A 17,307-nucleotide genomic window follows, 5' to 3' on the forward strand; every position below is an offset into this window, starting at 1 on the left:
CGGGCCCCGCGCATGGGCCCAGAGACGCCGAGGTACCTCGTGCCGCCCATGGCCCGTTCCGCCCGTTCCGCTGCCCTGCTGACGGCGGGAATCCTGCTGCTGACCGCCTGCGGGGGTGGCGCCGGCACACCGGGCGCCTCCCGCGCGTCCGCCGACTCCGGGGACGGCTATCCGGTGACGCTGCACAACTGCGGACGCACCGTCACCGTCGCCGCGGCCCCGCACCACGCCGTCTCCCTCAACCAGGGATCGACGGAGATCCTGCTCTCCCTCGGCCTCGCCGACCGGCTCGCCGCCACCGCCACCTGGACCGATCCCGTCATGAAGGGCCTGGAGAAGGCCAACGCCGGGGTGCCGAGGCTCTCCGACAACGCCCCCTCCTCGGAGAAGGTGCTGGAGCGGGAACCCGACTTCGTCAGCGCCTCGTTCGAGTCCACACTCGGCAAGGGCGGGGTCGCCCCCCGGGAGCAGTTCGAGGACCTGGGCGTCCCCACGTACGTCTCGCCCGCCGACTGCACCGGCAAGGACAACAGCGGCGACGGCGACGGAGCCCGCTCCGCCTCCCTCACGCTGGACAGCGTCTACACCGAGATACGCGACCTGGCCGCGGTGTTCGGTGTCCGGGAGCGCGGGGAGGCGCTCGTCGCCGGTCTCCGGGACCGGGTGACGAAGGCGACGGCGGGCATCGACGCCTCCGGCACCACGCTGCTCTACTGGTTCGCCAACTCCCAGGCCCCCTACATGGCGGGCTGCTGCGGGGCGCCCGGCATCATCACCACCGCACTCGGCGCGGAGAACGTCTTCGACGACACCCACGAGGAGTGGCCCCAGATCAACTGGGAGACCGTCGCGGACCGTGACCCGGACGTCCTCGTCATCGGCGACCTCACCCGCGATGCGCAGACCGCCGAGAGCGCCGGGAAGAAGATCGCGTTCCTGGAGTCCAACCCGGCCACCAGGAACATGGACGCCGTACGGAACAAGCGGTACGTCCTGCTCAGCGGCCAGGCCATGAACCCCACCATCCGCACGGTGGAGGGGATCGAGCGCGTCGCGGCGGGGCTGCGCGGGTTCGGGCTCGCCGGGTGACGGCCGACCACCGGACGACGGCCGGCCACGAACCGGTGAGCACGGGTCTCCGGCGGCCGTCGGGTCTTCTCGAAGGCACCGCTCCCCGCCCCCCTGCGGCGGCCGGGCGCCGGACGGCCCTGCGCACGCTGCCCAAGCCGCTCCTGTGGGGCGGCGGTGTCCTTCTCCTCCTGCTCTCCGTCGCGGTCGCCGTCACCATCGGGCCGGCCCGGATCTCCGTCGCCGACGTGTGGTCGGTGGTGGCCGCACATCTGGGCCTCGGCACCACGGAACTGAGTCCGCTCCGCGACGGCATCGTGTGGGACCTCCGGATGCCGCGCACCCTGCTCGCCGCGGTCTGCGGCGCCGGGCTCGCGGTGTGCGGGACCGTCATGCAGTCCCTGCTCCGCAACCCCCTCGCCGACCCGTTCGTCCTCGGCGTCTCCTCCGGGGCGTCGACCGGCGCGGTCGTGGTCGTCGTGCTGGGCGTCGGCGGGGGAGCGGTGTCCCTCTCGGCGGGCGCGTTCGTGGGGGCGCTCGCCTCGTTCGCCCTCGTCCTCCTGCTGAGCCACACCCTCGGCGGCAGCACGGACCGGGTCGTCCTCTCGGGCGTGGCGGCGATGCAGCTCTTCTCGGCGCTCACCTCCTTCGTCGTGATGACCGCCGCCGACGCCGAGCAGACACGCGGGGTGCTCTTCTGGCTGCTCGGCTCGCTCGGCGGAGTCGGCTGGACGGACGTCCGGCTCTGCTCCGGGGTGGTCGTGTTCGCCCTGCTGATCTGCCTGGGCCACGCCCGTACGCTCGACGCCTTCGCGTTCGGCCAGGACGCGGCGGCCACCCTCGGCGTCCGTGTAACCCGCACCCGGACCGTGTTGCTCTGCACCACGGCGCTGCTGACCGCCGCGCTGGTCAGCTCCGCCGGGGCGATCGGCTTCGTCGGCCTGGTGCTGCCGCACGCCGCCCGTGCCCTCGCCGGTTCGGGACACCGAAGGCTGCTTCCGGTGACCGCGCTGGCCGGCGCGATCTTCCTGGTCTGGGTGGACACCCTCGCGAGGACCGTGCTGGATCCGCAGGAGGTGCCGGTGGGCGTGGTCACCGCACTGATCGGCGTCCCCGCCTTCGTCCTGGTCCTGTACCGCACCCGGCGTGTCGCATGAGCGCCCACGACACCGGGCTGCGGGCCGACCGGGTGAGCCGCGCGGCCGGCGGCCGCCTCATCCTCGACGGCGTGACCCTCGCCCCGCCGCCCGGCTCCACCGTCGGCCTCATCGGCCCCAACGGCTCCGGGAAGTCCACCCTGCTGCGGGTGCTCGCGGGTGTCCTGCCGCCCGAGGGCGGCCTCGTCACCCTCGACGGGGAGCCGCTCGCCGCGACCGGCCGGCGCACGGTGGCCCAGCGGGTCGCGGTGGTCGACCAGCACGCGGCGACCCAGGTCGAACTGAGCGTGCTCGACGTCGTACGCCTGGGCCGCATCCCGCACCGCCGCGCCTGGTCCGCACCGGGGCCGGAGGACGACGCAGCCGTCCGGCGGGCCCTGGAGCGGACCGGACTCACGGACCGGGCCGGGCAGTCCTGGCACACCCTGTCCGGCGGCGAACGCCAACGGGTCCAGATCGCCCGCGCCCTGGCCCAGGAGCCCCGCGAACTGCTCCTGGACGAACCCACCAACCACCTCGACATCCAGCACCAGCTGGAGCTGTTGTCACTGGTGTCCTCACTGCCCCTCACCTGTGTCGTCGCCCTGCACGACCTGAACCTGGCCGCGACCTTCTGCGATCTGATCACCGTGATGGACGGGGGACGGGTGGTCGCGGCGGGCACCCCGGACGAGGTGATCACCGAGGAATTGATCGCGGACGTCTACCGGGTGCGGTCGGTGGTCACCCGGGAGGGCCCGCGAGGGCGCCCCAGCGTGCGGTTCCTGCCGGCGGCCGTCCGCTCCGCGCCCCTCGACGGCGTGTGACGTCGGGCGTGGGGCACACGGGGTGCGGGGCGGATCCGTCGCACGGACCCGCCCCGCACCCCGTTCGTCATGACCCCGGACGGCCGGGCGGCGTCCCGGCCCGTCGCGCCGCCGGCGGCGGCGTCCGGCTAGTGGCGCCGACCCCTCCCGAACTCACCGCCGCCCCTGTCCTTGCCGGTCCCCGCGTCCGTGCCGTCCGCGTAGTCGATCTTCTCCTTGCGGACCTCGGCGGAGACCTCCTTCTGCTCGGTCACCCGTTCCCTCTCCAGCCGTACGCGCTCCACCGGCACGGCCTCCTTGCGCACGGTCGCCCGCTCGGCGTGCAGGGTCACCTCCACGTCCTGGTCGCCGATGGCGGTCTGCCCGGTCACCTTCTCGCCGGGTGCCAGCGGCTCGCGGACCATGCGCACCTCCTCGTGCGAGACGGGCACCGTACGGGTGACCTCCTCGGTCACGACGTACTTGTGCAGGCGGGCCCGTCCGCTCTCGTACTCCTCCGTGCCGACCCGCAGCTGCTCCTCGGAGCGGATCATCTCCTCCCGCCCCGCGAGATCGCCCTTGGTCATGTCGGCGGCGGACCTCGTACCCGCGCCGGCGCCTGCCAGCGGCCGGGTGCCGGCCGCGGCGTCGGAACCCGGGTGCGTACCGGCGCCGGTCATGCCGGTGCCCGTCGTGCCCGCGGCGCCGCCGGCCGCCTTGCCGGTACCGGTGGTGCGCGCCGTGCCCGCCGCTCCGGCGCCCGCCGCGCCACCTGCCGCGGCGCCCATCGCCCCCGTCCCGGCCGTCGTCCTGCCGTCCGCGCCCGTCCCCGTCCCGGCGGAGCTCCGCGGCTTCCTGGTGAGTCCGTAGTGGCGGTAGAGCTCCTCCTCCTCGGCGACGGAGAGGTGGGCGTCCGCGTCTACCCGGGGCGCTTCCTTGACGCTCTCCTTCGGGTGCGCCACATGCAGGTCGGCGCCGACCCGCCGGGCTCCGGCGAGCGGGACGAAGCTCTCCTTCATCCCGAACATGCCGGTCTTGACCGTGACCCAGTCGGGCTTGCCGGTGTCGTCGTCGACGTACACCCGGCCGACACTGCCGACCTTCTCGCCCCCGTTGTCGTAGACGGTGAGACCGTCGAGCTCTCCGGAATCCGTGAAACCGTCAGCGGCTGCCATGACCGATGCCTCCTCGCCCGGACGCGTCCTGTGGTGGGTCCACTCAGGTACGGCACGCCCGGTTCCATCGCGCCTCACCCGGTTGGCCCCTGCAACCCACCGGCCGTCCGGGGCCCGGCGGGGAGGGGGTGCCAGGCCGTCCCCGCCCGCGCCCGCCCGGGAAGTCGGCGCCACCGGCGCGTTAGGCCAGACGGGTGACGGCCCTGGTGGCGGGCGGCCCGGACAGCCGGTGCCGGGCGGTGTCCGGGCCGGCCGGGCGCCCGCATAGGATCGGCCGTCGTCGTCCGTACCGGAGGGCCGCCCTCCGCGGCCGGCCGCCGAACCACCGGGAACCGTCATCGCCTCCGTACCCCACCAGCTCCCGTCCCCACGAGGCCTGCTGCGCACCCGGCACGAGGACGGCCACCGCCTGGGCCACCTCGTCTGGCGGCTGGCTCCCGGCAGCCGGGTGTGCAGCAGCGCGGTCCTCGGCGGCGGCATCGGCCCGCGCGCCTGGATCCTCAACGCCCAGGTGCCCGGCGGCTACCCCAGGCTCGACCCGGAACGTCACCTCGCCGAGATCGCGGCCGCGGAGGGCCTCGCCGGGCCGGGCACCGGACTCATGACCGCCGCCGACGTCAGCGCCCGCACCGAGGCGTACGACGACGGCGTCACGGCCACCGTCACCAGCGGCCTCGGCGTACGGGGCTGGGCGGCCGCGCGCGCGGCCGGCGAACGAGGCCCGCTCCCGCCCGGAACGGTCAACATCGTCGTCTACCTCCCCGTCGCCCTCGGCGACGCGGCCCTGGTCAACGCGGTCGCCACCGCCACCGAGGCGAAGGTGCAGGCGCTGCTGGACGCCGGTCTCGACTGCTCCGGAACTCCCACCGACGCCGTCTGCGTGGCCGTGCCCGGCCCGGGCGCCCAGGGAGCGGAACCGTTCGCGGGCCCCCGGTCGCGCTGGGGCGCACGCCTGGCGAGAGCGGTGCACGCTGCCGTACTCGACGGGGCACTGGCCCACCGTCGCGGTGAAGGCGAGGAGAGGGGCACGGGCGGGGAGCGGCCCCGTGCGGGCGGCCGGTGACGGTCCGACCGCCCCGCCCCCGCCTCAGACCACCGTCACCGGGTGACGGACCACGGCGTCGAAGAGGTACCCCTGCGTGTTGTGGGCCGTGGACGCCGGCTGGGTGCGCCCCGACCGGTCCGTGGCCCGGGCCGACAGGACACCCGGTCCGGTCCGCTCCGGCACCCAGTCGGCCGACCAGCGCACCCAGCTCCCCGCGCGCGGTGCGTCGCGCAGCCGGGCCCGCCGCCAGTGGCCGCCGCCGTCCGTACTGATCTCCACGGAACGGACCGGGGCCCCGCCCGACCAGGAACGGCCCGTCAGCTCGACCCGCCGGTGCGCGGTGAAGGAGGCACCGATCGGCAGCTCGAAGGCGCTCTTGAGGGTCTGCCGGGTCAGCGGGGCGCTGCCCTCGGCCGGGTACCCGGGGCCGAACAGCCGGTAGAGCGTGGTGTTCCAGGGGGACACCAGCGGCTGTGCGCTCACCTCGATGTCACCGAGCCACTTGATGTGGGCGATCCCCACCCAGGAGGGCACGATGAGCCGGACCGGGTGTCCGTGGTCCGGGGGGAGCGGCTCGCCGTTCATCTCGTAGGCGACGAGGACGTCGTCCAGGGCCTTGGAGACCGGCAGTGGCCGGCGCACGTGCCCCAGGTTCGTCCCGTCGGTCACGACCTCCCCGTCCAGGCCGCGCGGCAGCACGTCGACCGCGTGCCGGCCGATCCCCGCGCGGCGCAGCACGGTACGCAGGGGCACCCCGCGCCAGCGCGCGTTGCCGATCGCGCCGAGGGTCCACGCCGTGCCGCTGACCTGCTGGTTCTGCTGGGAGGTGTAGAAGCTGCGGGCGTTGCCCGCGCATTCGACGAACCCGGTGCGGGTGACCGAGGGCAGCGCGCGCAGGGCGTCGTACGAGAAGTCCACCGGGCCGCCGGTCAGTCCGTCGCCCCAGACCGTGAGCTTCCAGTCGGCCGCCTCGATACGGGGGGTCGCGGTGTGGTTCCGCACGAAGAAGCGGTCCGCGGGGGTGAGCAGCCCCGTACCCCGCAGCGAGGCGAAGTTGGTCTCCGCGTTGGTGCCACGGATCGTGAAGAGGTCGGCGGGCAGCGGCTTCACCACACCGGGCAGGGACTCGGCGGCGTGCGCGGGCGCGGCGAGGGAGGCCAGCGGCACGCCGGCGGAGGCGGCGGCCACCAGCTTCAGCAGATCCCGCCGGTCGATCCCCGCCGACCGCGCCCGGCCGTCCGCCCACTGGCGCATCCGTATCCGGTCGTAGGCGGACTCGGACATCGGTGCGTGAACCATGGACGCTCCTCGGAGGCTGCGGGCGGTCGTGCGGCGCGGCTTCGCCGCGGGCCGGTTACGGACCGTAGGACGAGCGGCCCCCGTCGGGAAGGGACTCGCACCCCCCGCCACGAACCTGCAACGTGCGCGCAACAGTCGAGCGCCGGCGAGGCCCGACGACCGCGCTCCTCCCCCTTCGACCTGGGTCCGCCCGCAGCCCCGCAGCCTTGTCGAGGGCGTGGGGCGGAAAGCGCACGCACGTGGGGCGCGGCCCCAAGGCCGCGCCCCACGTTCTTCTTCCGGGCAGTCCCGGACCCGCGTCACTCCTCCGTCAGCATCCCCTCGCGCAGCTTGCGCAGCAGGCGGCTGAGCAGCCGTGAGACGTGCATCTGGGAGATGCCCAGTTCGGCGCCGATCTGCGCCTGGGTCATCTCCTGGCCGAAGCGCATGTTGATGATCTGGCGTTCGCGGGCGTCCAGTTGGCTCATGAGCGGCGCCAGCGCGTGGATGTTCTCCACGCCCTCCATGGCGGAGTCCGGCTCACCGAGCACGTCGGCGAAAGTGCGGCCGTTCGTGTGCGGGCGGCCCGCCTCGCCGCTGTCGGTGGGCATGTCGAGCGAACCCGCCGTGTAGCCGTTGGAGGCGACGATGCCTTCGGTGACCTCTTCGGGCGTCAGGCCGAGGTGGTCGGCGAGTTCCTGCACGGTGGGGTCACGGTCCAACTCGACGGCGAGGTGGTCCTTGGCCTTGGCGAGGTCGACCCGCAGCTCCTGGAGCCGGCGGGGGACGTGCACCGCCCAGCTGGTGTCGCGGAAGAACCGCTTGATCTCGCCGACGATGTAGGGCACGGCGAACGAGGTGAACTCCACCTCGCGCGTGAGGTCGAAACGGTCGATGGCCTTGATCAACCCGATCGTGCCGACCTGGATGATGTCCTCCATGTCGCCGCTGCCCCGGTTGCGGAACCGGCCGGCGGCGAAGCGGACGAGGGAGAGGTTCATCTCGATCAGGGTGTTCCGCGCGTACTGGTACGCGTGGGTCCCCTCCTCGAGTTCCTGGAGGCGGTCGAAGAAGACGCGCGAGAGCTGACGCGCGTCCTGCGGAGCGACCTTCCCGGCGTCCTCGATCCACGGGAGCCCGTCCGCCACCTCCGCCTGTTCCACATCCGTCATCCGTGCCGTGTGTGCGGTCATCCCCTCACGCTCCTCTGGTCGAGTGCCCCTCAGTCACTGGCACCTTCCCCGGGTCCAACGCCTCATGCGCCGTCAGCGAAACTTAAAAGGGCCGGAGTTCGCAATTGGCCGGGAACCTGTGGCGCGGGCGCCCGCCCGCCGTCCCGGGAGGGGCTGCCGGGCCGTCCGGATACGGATCGGCCCCACCGGTACGGGGGCGCCCGGTGGGGCGGGCGGGCACCGGAGTGCCCCGCTGAGGTCCCGGAGAAGGCAGACCGGCGAGGCGCTGCCCTGGCTCCGGTCGACCGCGGTTCCCCCGCGTTTCTCCCGCACGCCGGGGTGGCCCGGCGGAGCCGTACCGGGCAACCCCGCGGGGCCCGGGAATACGCGGTCGCCGCAGGCGCTTCTCGCCAGATGCACGTCGACGTCCGGCGCGCCCCAGGAATCCCGGAGCGAGGAAAAGCATGTCCGAGGCACACGTCACCGATCACCGCCCGGCCCCCGCGAGCCACGGGAGCGGACCGGTGGACGTCCCGGCCCCGCGGCGGGAGAGCCCGGCCCCGTCCGGCCACCCCCTGGACCATCCGTCCCTCTCCGCACTCCACGGTCCCCACGCGCACTTCGCGGAACGGCGGGGCCGCGTCGTCCGCTACCCCGCCGACGTCTCCCCGTGGACGGCCATGCCCGACGAGCCCGACGCGCGGGACTGGGCCGACGCCGCCGCACTCGCCGGGCCCGGCGCCTTCGTCATGTTCATGGGCGCCGCACAGGCGCCGCCCGCGGACTGGGAGGACGGCTTCGAAATCGAGGGTGTCCAGCTGACCGGTGAAGGGCTGCGCACGGAGGCGTACCCGGAGGCGGTGCGGCTCGGCGCGGCCGACGTGCCGGAGATGCTGGATCTGGTCGAGCGGACCCGCCCCGGCCCCTTCCTCCCGCGCACCGTCGAGATGGGTACGTACCTGGGCGTCCGGCGCGGCGGGGAACTCGTCGCGATGGCGGGGGAGCGGGTGCACCCGGCCGGCTGGACCGAGATCAGCGCTGTCTGCACCGACCCGGCCGTACGGGGCCAGGGTCTCGCCGGCCGGCTGGTGCTGGCCGTCGCCCACGGGATCACGGAGCGCGGCGAGACACCGTTCCTGCACGCGGCGGCCGACAACACCGGGGCGATCCGGCTCTACGAGGCCCTCGGCTTCCGGCTCCGCCGGGGGATCGTCTTCCGCGGCGCGACCGCCCCGAAGGCTCCGTCCCGCGCGTCGTAGACCGGCGCACGCGTGACGGCGGGGCGGCGCGGGGGATACGCGCCGCCCCGCCGTCACGCCCGGCTCCCGCCCGGTCCGGCCCCGGGCGGGAGCCGGGTCGGAACCGGGGAGGCTCGTCGAACCACTGGTGCCCGGACGGGGGGCACGCGGTGACGCCCAGCGGTCGCGCTTTCCAGGGGCGACCGCGCCTCGACCGTCCGCTCGGACCCCGTTCGCCCGGTTCCGTCCACTCCACCCTCGGTGCCCGGTCACAGCCGGTGGCGCCGGACGTCGAGCTCCGTGACCTTCTCCGTGATCAGTTCACCCTCGTCGACGAGCGTGTCGGGGGTCTCGACCGGCTCATCGGCGAGCCTTCGGCGAGAGCGTGACCCGTCCGGTCCGCGTCTCGGCAGTGATCACCTCGGCAGTGAGGCGCCGGCCGAGATCCCACCGGCCGGAGCGCTGGATCACTTCCCGGAACCCGCCCCGAACGTCCCGGTGCGACCAATGTCCCACTGCGACACTTTCAGGTGTACGGTGCAGATATGAGCACGGAGCAGAGGGAACCGGAGAGGCGGAGCCGCAAGGCCCGCCGGACCCGGGACACGCTGGCGCGAGCCGCGTTCGAGTTGGTACTCGACCGGGGACTGCGGAAGGTGACGGTCGAGGAGATCGCGGAAGCGGCCGACGTCGACCGGCGCACCTTCAGCCGGTACTTCCGGAGCAAGGAGGACGCGGTCCTCGACGCCGTGCGCGGCGACGGCGACCGCATCAATGAATCCCTGCGTGCCCGCCCCGCCGCGGAACCCCCGCTCACCGCGTACCGCCGTGCCGTACTCGACTGGCTCGACGACACGGAGGCGGGCCCCTGGCACCTGCGCCCCCGGATCTTCGACCTGCTGGTCCTGGCCGAGGAGGAGCCGACCCTCTACGCGGCCTACCACCACATCAGGGTGGACGCCCAGGAGGAGTCGATCGCGATCCTCGCGGACCGGCTCGGCGTGGACCGCCGCGTGGACCTGCGTCCCGCGGTGACCGTGGCCGCCGGAGCGGGCGCCCTGCTCGCCGCGCAAGCCGCCTGGGTACGCGGCGGCCTCCCGGCGGCCCTGCCCGCCCTCGTGGTCCAGGCGTTCGACGCACTCTCCCCGGACCTCCTGGCCCCGGCCCCACCCGGCCGTGTACCAGGACCGGCGCACCGCAGCACCACAGAAAGAAGCACCCCATCATGAGCACTGACCTCACCCTCTCCTACGCGACCGAGTTCACCGGCAAGGTCGCGCTGGTCACCGGCGGCGCCTCCGGCATCGGCCTGGCCCTGTCGAAGCGCCTCGCGGCGGGCGGCGCGGCGGTCGTCGTCGCCGACTACGACGAGGAGGGCGCCCGCAGGACGGTCGCGGAGCTGACGGCCACCGGCGCCCGCGCCGCCGCCGTCCGGCTGGACGTCACCGACCCCGCCTCCGTCGAAGCCGGCGTGCGCTTCACCGTCGACACCTTCGGCGTGCTCCACCTCGCGGTGAACAACGCCGGCATCGGCGGCCCTGCCGCGCCCACCGGCGAGTACGCCGTCGAGGACTGGAACCGCGTCGTCGCCACCAACCTCAGCGGCGTCTTCCACTCGATGCGTTACGAGATCCCCGAACTCCTGAAGACCGGCGGCGGTGCCATCGTCAACATCTCCTCCATCCTCGGCACCAACGGCTTCGCCCAGTCCCCGGCCTACGTCGCCGCCAAGCACGGTGTCGTCGGCCTGACCAAGACGGCGGCCCTGGAGTACGCGGCACAGAACATCCGCGTCAACGCCGTGGGCCCCGGCTTCATCGACACCCCGCTGCTGCGCGACACCGACGCCCCGGCACGCGACCACCTCGTCTCGCTCCACCCCGCGGGCCGCCTGGGCACGTCGGAGGAGGTCGCCGAACTCGCCGCGTTCCTGCTCTCCGACCGCGCATCCTTCGTCCACGGCAGCTACCACCTGGTCGACGGCGGCTACTCCGCCTCCTGACCACCCTCCCCCGGGAGGTGTCAGGGGCGACGGGGGCCCGGAAAGGGGCCCACCACCGGCCGGCCGTCCCTGAGCGGCGTCCGGCGGTGGGCCCGGTACAGAAGAGAGGAAGAACCATGAAGGCAGTTCAGTACCGCACCATCGGCGGGGCACCCGAGGTGGTCGAGATACCGAAGCCCGTGCCGGGACCGGGCCAGGTCCTGCTGAAAGTCACCGCGGCCGGGGTCTGCCACTCCGACATCGCCGTGATGAGCTGGTCCGCCGAGGAGCTCACCTACCCGCTTCCGCTCACCCTCGGCCACGAGGGCGTCGGCACCGTCGTCGGGCTCGGCGAAGGCGCCCAGGGCGTCTCGATCGGCGAGAACGTCGCCGTCTACGGTCCCTGGGGCTGCGGCACCTGCGTGAACTGTGCCGAGGGCCGTGAGAACTACTGCCTGCGCGCCACGGAGCTCGGCATCATGCCGCCCGGCCTCGGCAACCCCGGCGCCATGGCCGAGTACATGATCGTCGACGACACCCGCCACCTCGTCCCGATCGGCGACCTCGACCCGGTCAAGACCGTCTCCCTGACCGACGCCGGCCTGACGCCGTACCACGCGATCACGCGCTCGCTGCCGAAGCTGCGTCCCGGCGCCACCGCCGTCGTCATCGGCACCGGCGGCCTCGGCCACGTCGCCATCCAGTTGCTGCGCGCCATGACCGCCGTCAAGGTCATCGCCCTCGACGTCACCGAGGAGAAGCTGGACCTGGCCCGCGAGGTCGGTGCCCACGAGACCGTCCTCTCCGACGAGAACGCGGCCGCCAGGGTCCGGGAGCTGACCGGCGGTGTCGGGGCCAAGGTCGTCTTTGACTTCGTCGGTGTCCCGGCGACCGTGCGGACGGCCGGAGCGGTCGCCTCCGTCGACAGCGACGTCACCATCGTCGGCATCGGCGGCGGACTGCTCCCCGTGGGCTTCGGAGTGCTGCCGTTCGCCACCTCCGTCAGCGCGCCGTACTGGGGCTCCCGCAAGGAGCTCGCCGAGGTGATCGAGCTGGCGCACACCGGCGCGGTCGACGTCCACGTCGAGACGTACTCCATCGACGAGGCCCCGCTCGCCTACGAGCGCCTGCACGCGGGCAAGATCAACGGCCGGGCCGTCATCCTGCCCAACGGCTGAGCCTCCCCGGATCCGTCGTGCCCGCGGGCGGCGCGGATCCGGTTCGCGAGCCCCCACCCCGACGCGGGCCGCCGCACCTCTGCGACGGCCCGCATCGGCGTGTCCGGAGCACGTCGGCCGGAGGGAGGCGGGCTCCCGTGCGGTGATCCGCGCCGGACGGCCGGCGGCCCCGCACCGCGTCGGACCGGAGCCGGGGAAGCGTACCCCCCGGCGGACTCACGGCCGCAGGTGCGCCAACAGCCGTTCCACGAAGACCCGCTGGCCGGTCACCAGCCGGGACGCCGCCTCCTGCGGGGTGCACCAGGCGACCCGGTCGATCTCGGGGAACTCCTGGACCACGCCGGAGCCCCGCGGCCACTCCATGGCGAAGGTGCCGTACACCGCCTTCGCGAGGTCCACCTCGCCCTCCACCGCCCAGATGACCACCATCTTGCCGCTCGGCTGGCGGGACTGGCCCAGCGGCACCCACAACCCCTCCGGCACCGGCAGCCCCACCTCCTCCTCGAACTCCCGCCGGGCCGCCGTCTCCGGCGTCTCGCCCGGCTCGTACTCCCCCTTGGGGATCGACCACGCGGCATCCTCCTGGCCGTCCCAGAACGGGCCCCCCATGTGGCCGAGCAACACCTCGACCCCGGTGCCGTCGGTCCCGGTCCGGTAGAGAAGGACCCCCGCGCTGCGCTTGCTCATCGACATGTCGTCAATTCTCCGTACATCGCGCCGCCTTCGCCACCGGTTCCGGCATACCGGACGGCCGGATCCGGTCGCCCGTCGCCGGACCGGCCGGCGTGCGGCGCGTCCTGGGGGCGCTGACGCCGCGTCGTGAGCCCGGCGCCGTGGCGGACCCGCCGTACTCTGTTGTCCCCGCCGTGACTCCTGCCCTCTGGCGCTCTTCGGACGCCCCCGGCACGCTGTCCGCCACAAGCGCTGATGAACCGTCCAACCCGCCTTTCAGCAGGAGGACTTGTGCGTCGACGTCCACCGTCCGCCGCCCGCCCGGCGCGGCCGCTCCTACTCTTCGCCACCGTCTGCGGAGTCATGGCGGGGGCCGTCGTCCCCGCGGCTGCCGCCGGTACGACCCCCGACCCCCGCCCCCGCAACGCCGCCGAGGTACTCAGACCGGTCTCCCCGCCCGGACCGAGCCTCCCGGCGGGCGCCGGGCGGCCCGTCGTCGACGACCACGGCATCGAGACCGCCCGAGCCTCCCGGCCCGTCGCGCCCGGGATCGGGCTCACCTCCTACGACCGGCTCGAAGCGGACAAGTGGCTCCGCGTCGACGCGCTCACCGTGGACCTGCACAGCGACGTGCGCGCCGACTACCTCTCCACCGGGAAGGTCGGCGAACGGCGCACGGTCTCCGAGCTGGCGGCCGGCCACGACCCCGGCTCCGGGCGCCGTACCGTCGCCGCCCTCAACGGCGACTTCTTCGACATCAACCAGACCGGCGCACCCCAGGGTCCCGGTGTCCGGGACGGCGCACTCGTCCACTCGCCGGCCGCCGGCTCCTCCCACGCGGTCGGAATCGGCCCGGAGGGCGCCGGACGGGTGCTGGACCTGTACTTCGAGGGCACCCTCACCCTGCCCTCCGGCACGCATCCTCTCGGCGCGTACGACGCGGCCGACGTCCCCGCCGGCTCGGTGGGCGCGTACACCTCCGCCTGGGGCGGCGCGGACCGCGCGCTGACCGTGGACGCGGCGCAGCCGGTCGCCGAGGCCGCCGTACGGGAGGGCCGGGTGGTCTCCGTGTCGACGGCGCCCGGCAGCGGCCCCGTCCCCGGCGGCACCACCGTCCTCGTCGGACGGGAAGCCGGGGCGGGACTGCTGAAGGCCTTGCGGCCCGGTGATCCCGTCGAGATCTCGTACCGGGTGCGCACCGACGACGGGCCCCTGCCGCGCACCGCGGTCGGCGGACGTGAACCGCTCGTCGTGGACGGTGTGGAGCAGAACCACGACGGCGGGAGCAACAACACCGCCGCCCCCCGGACCGCGGTCGGCTTCTCCCGGGACGGCCGCATCCTGCACGTGCTGACCGTGGACGGCCGGCAGGCCGACAGCGGCGGGGCGACCCTCACCGAACTCGGGCGGATGATGCGGGAGGCGGGCGCCTGGAGCGCGCTCAACCTGGACGGCGGCGGCTCCTCCACCCTGTTGGCGAGGGAACCGGGGAGCGACGCCCTCCCGGTGGAGAACAGCCCTTCGGACGGCAGCGAACGCGCCGTCCCCGACGGCCTGGCTCTCACCGTGCCGGACGGCAGCGGGACCCTCACCGGGTACCGGGTCGGGACCCGCACCCCGGCCCTCTCCGCACCGGGGGACGACCCCGTCGCCGGCGGTCACCCCGACCGGGTCTTCCCCGGACTCACCCGCTCCCTGACGGCCGCCGGTCACGACGAGACGTACGGTCCGGCGGCCGGCGCCCCGCGCTGGCGCACCACCGCACCCGGCGTCGGCACCACGGACGCGCGCGGCCTCTTCACCGCCCGGCACGGCGGCACCACCGAAGCCGTCGCCGAACGCGGGAGGGCCCGGGGCTCGGTCCGGCTCACCGTCCTCGACGAACTGGCACGCCTGCGGCCCACCACCGAACGCCTCGGCCTGCCGGGCCGGGGCACCACCGGCACCTTCGGCATCGTCGGCTTCGACGCCCACGGTGCCGGCGCTCCCGTCGAGCCCCGGGACGTCACCCTCGACTACGACCGCGCGCTCTTCGACGTCCGCGACGACGGGCAGGGGTCCTTCGCCGTCACCGCCCGCGCGGGCGGCGGAACGGCGGGGCTGATCACCGCGTCGGTGCACGGCGTCACCACCGCTCTCGCCGCCACGGTCGGCCTCGCCGACCAGGCGGTCTGCGACTTCGACGACGCGGCCACCTGGAAGTTCAGCCAGGCCCGGGGGAGCGGCTCGCTGAACGCGACCGAGGACGGCCGCACCGGCACCGGGCTGGAACTCACCTACGACTTCACGCAGTCCACCGCCACCCGCGCCGCCTACGCCGCCCCGCCCCAGCCGGTCGCGGTTCCCGGCCGGCCCCGGTCGTTCACCCTGTGGATCAACGGCGACGGCAAGGGCGCCTGGCCCACCCTCCACCTCAAGGACGCCGCCGGATCCGACCAGTTGCTCCGCGGTCCGTACGTGACCTGGACCGGCTGGCGGCAGGTCACGTTCGCCGTACCCGCCGGCGCACCGGCCCCGCTGTCGGTCCACCGGTTCTACCTCGCCGAGACCGCCGCCACCGCGCGCTACACCGGCCACGTCGTCATCGACGACCTCGTGGCCCAGGTCGTTCCGGCCGCCGAAGTGCCGGCCCGGGAGCCGGTGGCGGACCCCCTGATCGACTCGGCGGCCGTCACGGAAGGGCGGGACGCGCGGTTCGCGGTGATGTCGGACGCGCAGTTCGTCGCCCGCGATCCGGACAGCGAGATCGTCGCCCTGGCCCGGCGCACCCTGCGCGAGATCAAGGCCGCACGCCCGGACTTCCTCGTCGTCAACGGCGACCTGGTGGACGAGGGCTCACCCGCCGACCTCGCCTTCGCCCGCCAGGTGCTCGACGAGGAGCTCGGCGACGAACTCCCCTGGATCTACGTGCCGGGCAACCACGAGGTCATGGGGGGCACGATCGGGGACTTCGTCGCCCGGTTCGGCCCGGCCCAGCGCACGTTCGACCACGCGTCCACCCGCTTCCTCACGCTCGACACCTCCAGCCTGAGCCTGCGGGGCGGCGGCTACGCGCAGATCCGGGCGCTCCGCGAGCAACTGGACGCGGCGGCCACCGACCCCGCCATCGGCTCCGTCGTGCTGATCGAGCACGTGCCGCCGCGCGACCCCACCGTGCAGCGGGCCAGTCAGCTCAGCGACCGCAAGGAGGCGGCCCTCGTCGAGGAGTGGCTCGCCTCGTTCCGCCGGACGACCGGCAAGGGAGCCGCCCTCGTCGGCAGCCACGTCGGCGTCTTCCACGCCTCCCGCGTCGACGGGGTCCCCTACCTCGTCAACGGCAATTCGGGCAAGGCACCCTCCGGTCCGGCCGACGCGGGCGGGTTCACCGGCTGGAGCCTGATCGGCACGGACCGGGTCCCGCCGGCCGAGCGGGCGGCGGCCCGGCTGCGGCCGTGGACGGGCGGCCCCGACTGGATCTCCGTACAGACGCGGGCGCACGTGGACGGCCTCACGCTCGACGCCCCCGCCCTCCTCGCGGCGGGCGGCCGGGCCGAGGTGTCCGCCCGGATCACCCAGGGTTCGCGCTCCGTGCCGGTCGCCTTCCCCGTCAGCGCCGACTGGACCGGCTCCCCGAACCTCCGCATCGCGGACACCGCCGGCGGTCGCACCGGGGCGCGCGGCCGCCCCGTCGCGCTCCTCGACCCCGCCACCGGCACGCTCACCGCCCTGCGGCCGGGCACCGTCACCCTCGCGGTGACCGTCGACGGCGTCACCCGCAGCGCCCGCGTCACCATCGCCGCCGAGGGGGCCCTGCGGCCGGCGGCCTGATCCCGGGACGGTACGGCTCCGAGCCCATCGGGCCGTACCGCCCGCCGGGCCCCACCGTTTCCCGCACGACGCACCCCGGCTCCCGGCCGGGCGGCCCGCTCCCCGCACGCACTCCGGCCCGAGGAGCGGACCGCCCGGCACCTCGGTGGCTCGTCCGGTCGGGTGGTGGCCCGGTTCCACGCCCTGCCGCAGCCCTCGGGCCGGGCAGGTACCGCACATGAGCGACGAGCGCACCGACCGCCCCGACACCGCCCACACCCGGCCCGAGGGGGTCGGCGACGAGACTGTACGCGCCCTGGGCGCGCTCTCCGAAGCGCTGGAGACCACCGAACGCGCCCGGGGCGCCCTCTACACGTTCCACCAGCTCACCGGAGGCGCCGACTTCCAGCTCGGCGACGCGGTGCGACTGCTCCGCGAGGCCGGCCACGACCGGGCGGCGGAGCTGGTGGAGCGGGAGATCGTGGGCCGCAACGTCATCCCCGGCCACTGGACGTTCCAGATCGTCGAGGAGTACGACCGCACCTACTACCGCCCGTTCGCCGAGATCGAGCGTCGCCTCACCGACGAACTCGCGGCGGGGCGGACCCACCTGTACGAGGCGGAGCTGAAGGAGACCCGGCGGACCCGGGGCCGGCCCGACCACACCGCGCGCCCGGGCGTCCGGCCCGGGAACCGCTAGGGAGCGGTGGATCAGTGACCGGCAGGGCGGCGCGGCGTCCGGCAACTCCGCGAGGTGCCTTGCGCGGCGTCG

14 protein-coding genes are annotated in these 17,307 nt (G+C 74.3%); 10 read left to right on the top strand and 4 right to left on the bottom strand.

The window, feature by feature from the left end:
• Positions 1–39: 39 nt before the first annotated feature.
• The 3 genes from PZB77_RS29555 (at position 40) to PZB77_RS29565 (ending at position 3,031) form a co-directional block, all read left to right on the top strand.
• Entirely contained in the window at positions 40–1,089 is a 1,050-nt protein-coding gene (locus tag PZB77_RS29555) for an ABC transporter substrate-binding protein (protein WP_275496274.1), read from the top strand.
• A 119-nt stretch (positions 1,090–1,208) separates the two neighbouring features.
• Entirely contained in the window at positions 1,209–2,225 is a 1,017-nt protein-coding gene (locus tag PZB77_RS29560) for an iron chelate uptake ABC transporter family permease subunit (protein ID WP_275496275.1), read from the top strand.
• Positions 2,222–3,031: an ABC transporter ATP-binding protein gene (locus tag PZB77_RS29565; protein WP_275495685.1), complete on the top strand. Its 810-nt coding sequence runs from the start codon at positions 2,222–2,224 to the stop codon at positions 3,029–3,031. The genes PZB77_RS29560 and PZB77_RS29565 overlap by 4 nt, the downstream gene beginning before the upstream one ends.
• Before the next feature lie 128 nt (positions 3,032–3,159).
• Here the strand turns inward: PZB77_RS29565 and PZB77_RS29570 are convergent, their stop codons facing one another.
• Entirely contained in the window at positions 3,160–4,185 is a 1,026-nt protein-coding gene (locus PZB77_RS29570; RefSeq protein WP_275495686.1) for a PRC and DUF2382 domain-containing protein, read from the bottom strand.
• A 376-nt stretch (positions 4,186–4,561) separates the two neighbouring features.
• On the opposite strand from PZB77_RS29570, the gene PZB77_RS29575 reads away from it, so the two are divergent.
• A complete protein-coding gene (locus PZB77_RS29575; protein WP_275496276.1) occupies positions 4,562–5,248 on the top strand; it encodes an adenosylcobinamide amidohydrolase in 687 nt (228 codons plus the stop codon).
• Positions 5,249–5,272: 24 nt separating this feature from the next.
• Here PZB77_RS29575 and PZB77_RS29580 read toward each other — a convergent pair whose 3' ends face one another.
• A complete protein-coding gene (locus PZB77_RS29580) occupies positions 5,273–6,529 on the bottom strand; it encodes a sulfite oxidase (protein WP_275495687.1) in 1,257 nt (418 codons plus the stop codon).
• A gap of 299 nt (positions 6,530–6,828) precedes the next feature.
• On the bottom strand, positions 6,829–7,701 hold the full coding sequence (locus tag PZB77_RS29585) for a SigB/SigF/SigG family RNA polymerase sigma factor (RefSeq protein ID WP_275495688.1): 873 nt from the start codon (positions 7,699–7,701) through the stop codon (positions 6,829–6,831).
• Between the two features lie 443 nt (positions 7,702–8,144).
• Between PZB77_RS29585 and PZB77_RS29590 the strand changes: the two genes are divergently transcribed.
• From PZB77_RS29590 to PZB77_RS29605, 4 genes are all read left to right on the top strand, one after another.
• On the top strand, positions 8,145–8,939 hold the full coding sequence (locus PZB77_RS29590; RefSeq protein WP_275495689.1) for a GNAT family N-acetyltransferase: 795 nt from the start codon (positions 8,145–8,147) through the stop codon (positions 8,937–8,939).
• A gap of 524 nt (positions 8,940–9,463) precedes the next feature.
• Positions 9,464–10,147 (top strand): TetR family transcriptional regulator, encoded by a 684-nt coding sequence (locus PZB77_RS29595; RefSeq protein ID WP_275495690.1) that lies wholly within the window; start codon positions 9,464–9,466, stop codon positions 10,145–10,147.
• Positions 10,144–10,920 carry an SDR family NAD(P)-dependent oxidoreductase gene (locus PZB77_RS29600; RefSeq protein WP_275495691.1) on the top strand — a complete coding sequence of 259 codons (777 nt, stop codon included), beginning with the start codon at positions 10,144–10,146 and terminating at the stop codon, positions 10,918–10,920. The genes PZB77_RS29595 and PZB77_RS29600 overlap by 4 nt, the downstream gene beginning before the upstream one ends.
• Positions 10,921–11,036: 116 nt before the next feature.
• The gene (locus PZB77_RS29605; protein WP_275495692.1) at positions 11,037–12,077 is read left to right on the top strand and encodes an NAD(P)-dependent alcohol dehydrogenase; all 1,041 of its coding nucleotides are present in this window, start codon (positions 11,037–11,039) and stop codon (positions 12,075–12,077) included.
• Between the two features lie 216 nt (positions 12,078–12,293).
• On the opposite strand, the gene PZB77_RS29610 is transcribed toward PZB77_RS29605, so the two are convergent.
• Complete coding sequence (locus PZB77_RS29610; RefSeq protein ID WP_275495693.1) at positions 12,294–12,770, bottom strand: NUDIX domain-containing protein; 477 nt, start codon at positions 12,768–12,770, stop codon at positions 12,294–12,296.
• A gap of 342 nt (positions 12,771–13,112) precedes the next feature.
• On the opposite strand from PZB77_RS29610, the gene PZB77_RS29615 reads away from it, so the two are divergent.
• Together PZB77_RS29615 and PZB77_RS29620 are read left to right on the top strand one after the other, a co-directional pair.
• On the top strand, positions 13,113–16,556 hold the full coding sequence (locus PZB77_RS29615; RefSeq protein ID WP_275495694.1) for a phosphodiester glycosidase family protein: 3,444 nt from the start codon (positions 13,113–13,115) through the stop codon (positions 16,554–16,556).
• 217 nt (positions 16,557–16,773) lie between these two features.
• Positions 16,774–17,235: a hypothetical protein gene (locus PZB77_RS29620; RefSeq protein ID WP_275495695.1), complete on the top strand. Its 462-nt coding sequence runs from the start codon at positions 16,774–16,776 to the stop codon at positions 17,233–17,235.
• Positions 17,236–17,307 lie beyond the last annotated feature (72 nt).

It is taken from the genome of Streptomyces sp. AM 2-1-1 (assembly GCF_029167645.1).
In the GTDB taxonomy this organism is placed as follows: Bacteria; Actinomycetota; Actinomycetes; order Streptomycetales; family Streptomycetaceae; genus Streptomyces.

Coding starts and splice junctions, on each gene's coding strand:
- PZB77_RS29605 (WP_275495692.1), top strand. CDS start 11,037: ATGAAGGCAGTTCAGTACCGCACCATCGGCGGGGCACCCGAGGTGGTC.
- PZB77_RS29615 (WP_275495694.1), top strand. CDS start 13,113: ATGGCGGGGGCCGTCGTCCCCGCGGCTGCCGCCGGTACGACCCCCGAC.
- PZB77_RS29580 (WP_275495687.1), bottom strand. CDS start 6,529: ATGGTTCACGCACCGATGTCCGAGTCCGCCTACGACCGGATACGGATG.
- PZB77_RS29595 (WP_275495690.1), top strand. CDS start 9,464: ATGAGCACGGAGCAGAGGGAACCGGAGAGGCGGAGCCGCAAGGCCCGC.
- PZB77_RS29565 (WP_275495685.1), top strand. CDS start 2,222: ATGAGCGCCCACGACACCGGGCTGCGGGCCGACCGGGTGAGCCGCGCG.
- PZB77_RS29610 (WP_275495693.1), bottom strand. CDS start 12,770: ATGTCGATGAGCAAGCGCAGCGCGGGGGTCCTTCTCTACCGGACCGGG.
- PZB77_RS29590 (WP_275495689.1), top strand. CDS start 8,145: ATGTCCGAGGCACACGTCACCGATCACCGCCCGGCCCCCGCGAGCCAC.
- PZB77_RS29620 (WP_275495695.1), top strand. CDS start 16,774: ATGAGCGACGAGCGCACCGACCGCCCCGACACCGCCCACACCCGGCCC.
- PZB77_RS29585 (WP_275495688.1), bottom strand. CDS start 7,701: ATGACCGCACACACGGCACGGATGACGGATGTGGAACAGGCGGAGGTG.
- PZB77_RS29570 (WP_275495686.1), bottom strand. CDS start 4,185: ATGGCAGCCGCTGACGGTTTCACGGATTCCGGAGAGCTCGACGGTCTC.
- PZB77_RS29600 (WP_275495691.1), top strand. CDS start 10,144: ATGAGCACTGACCTCACCCTCTCCTACGCGACCGAGTTCACCGGCAAG.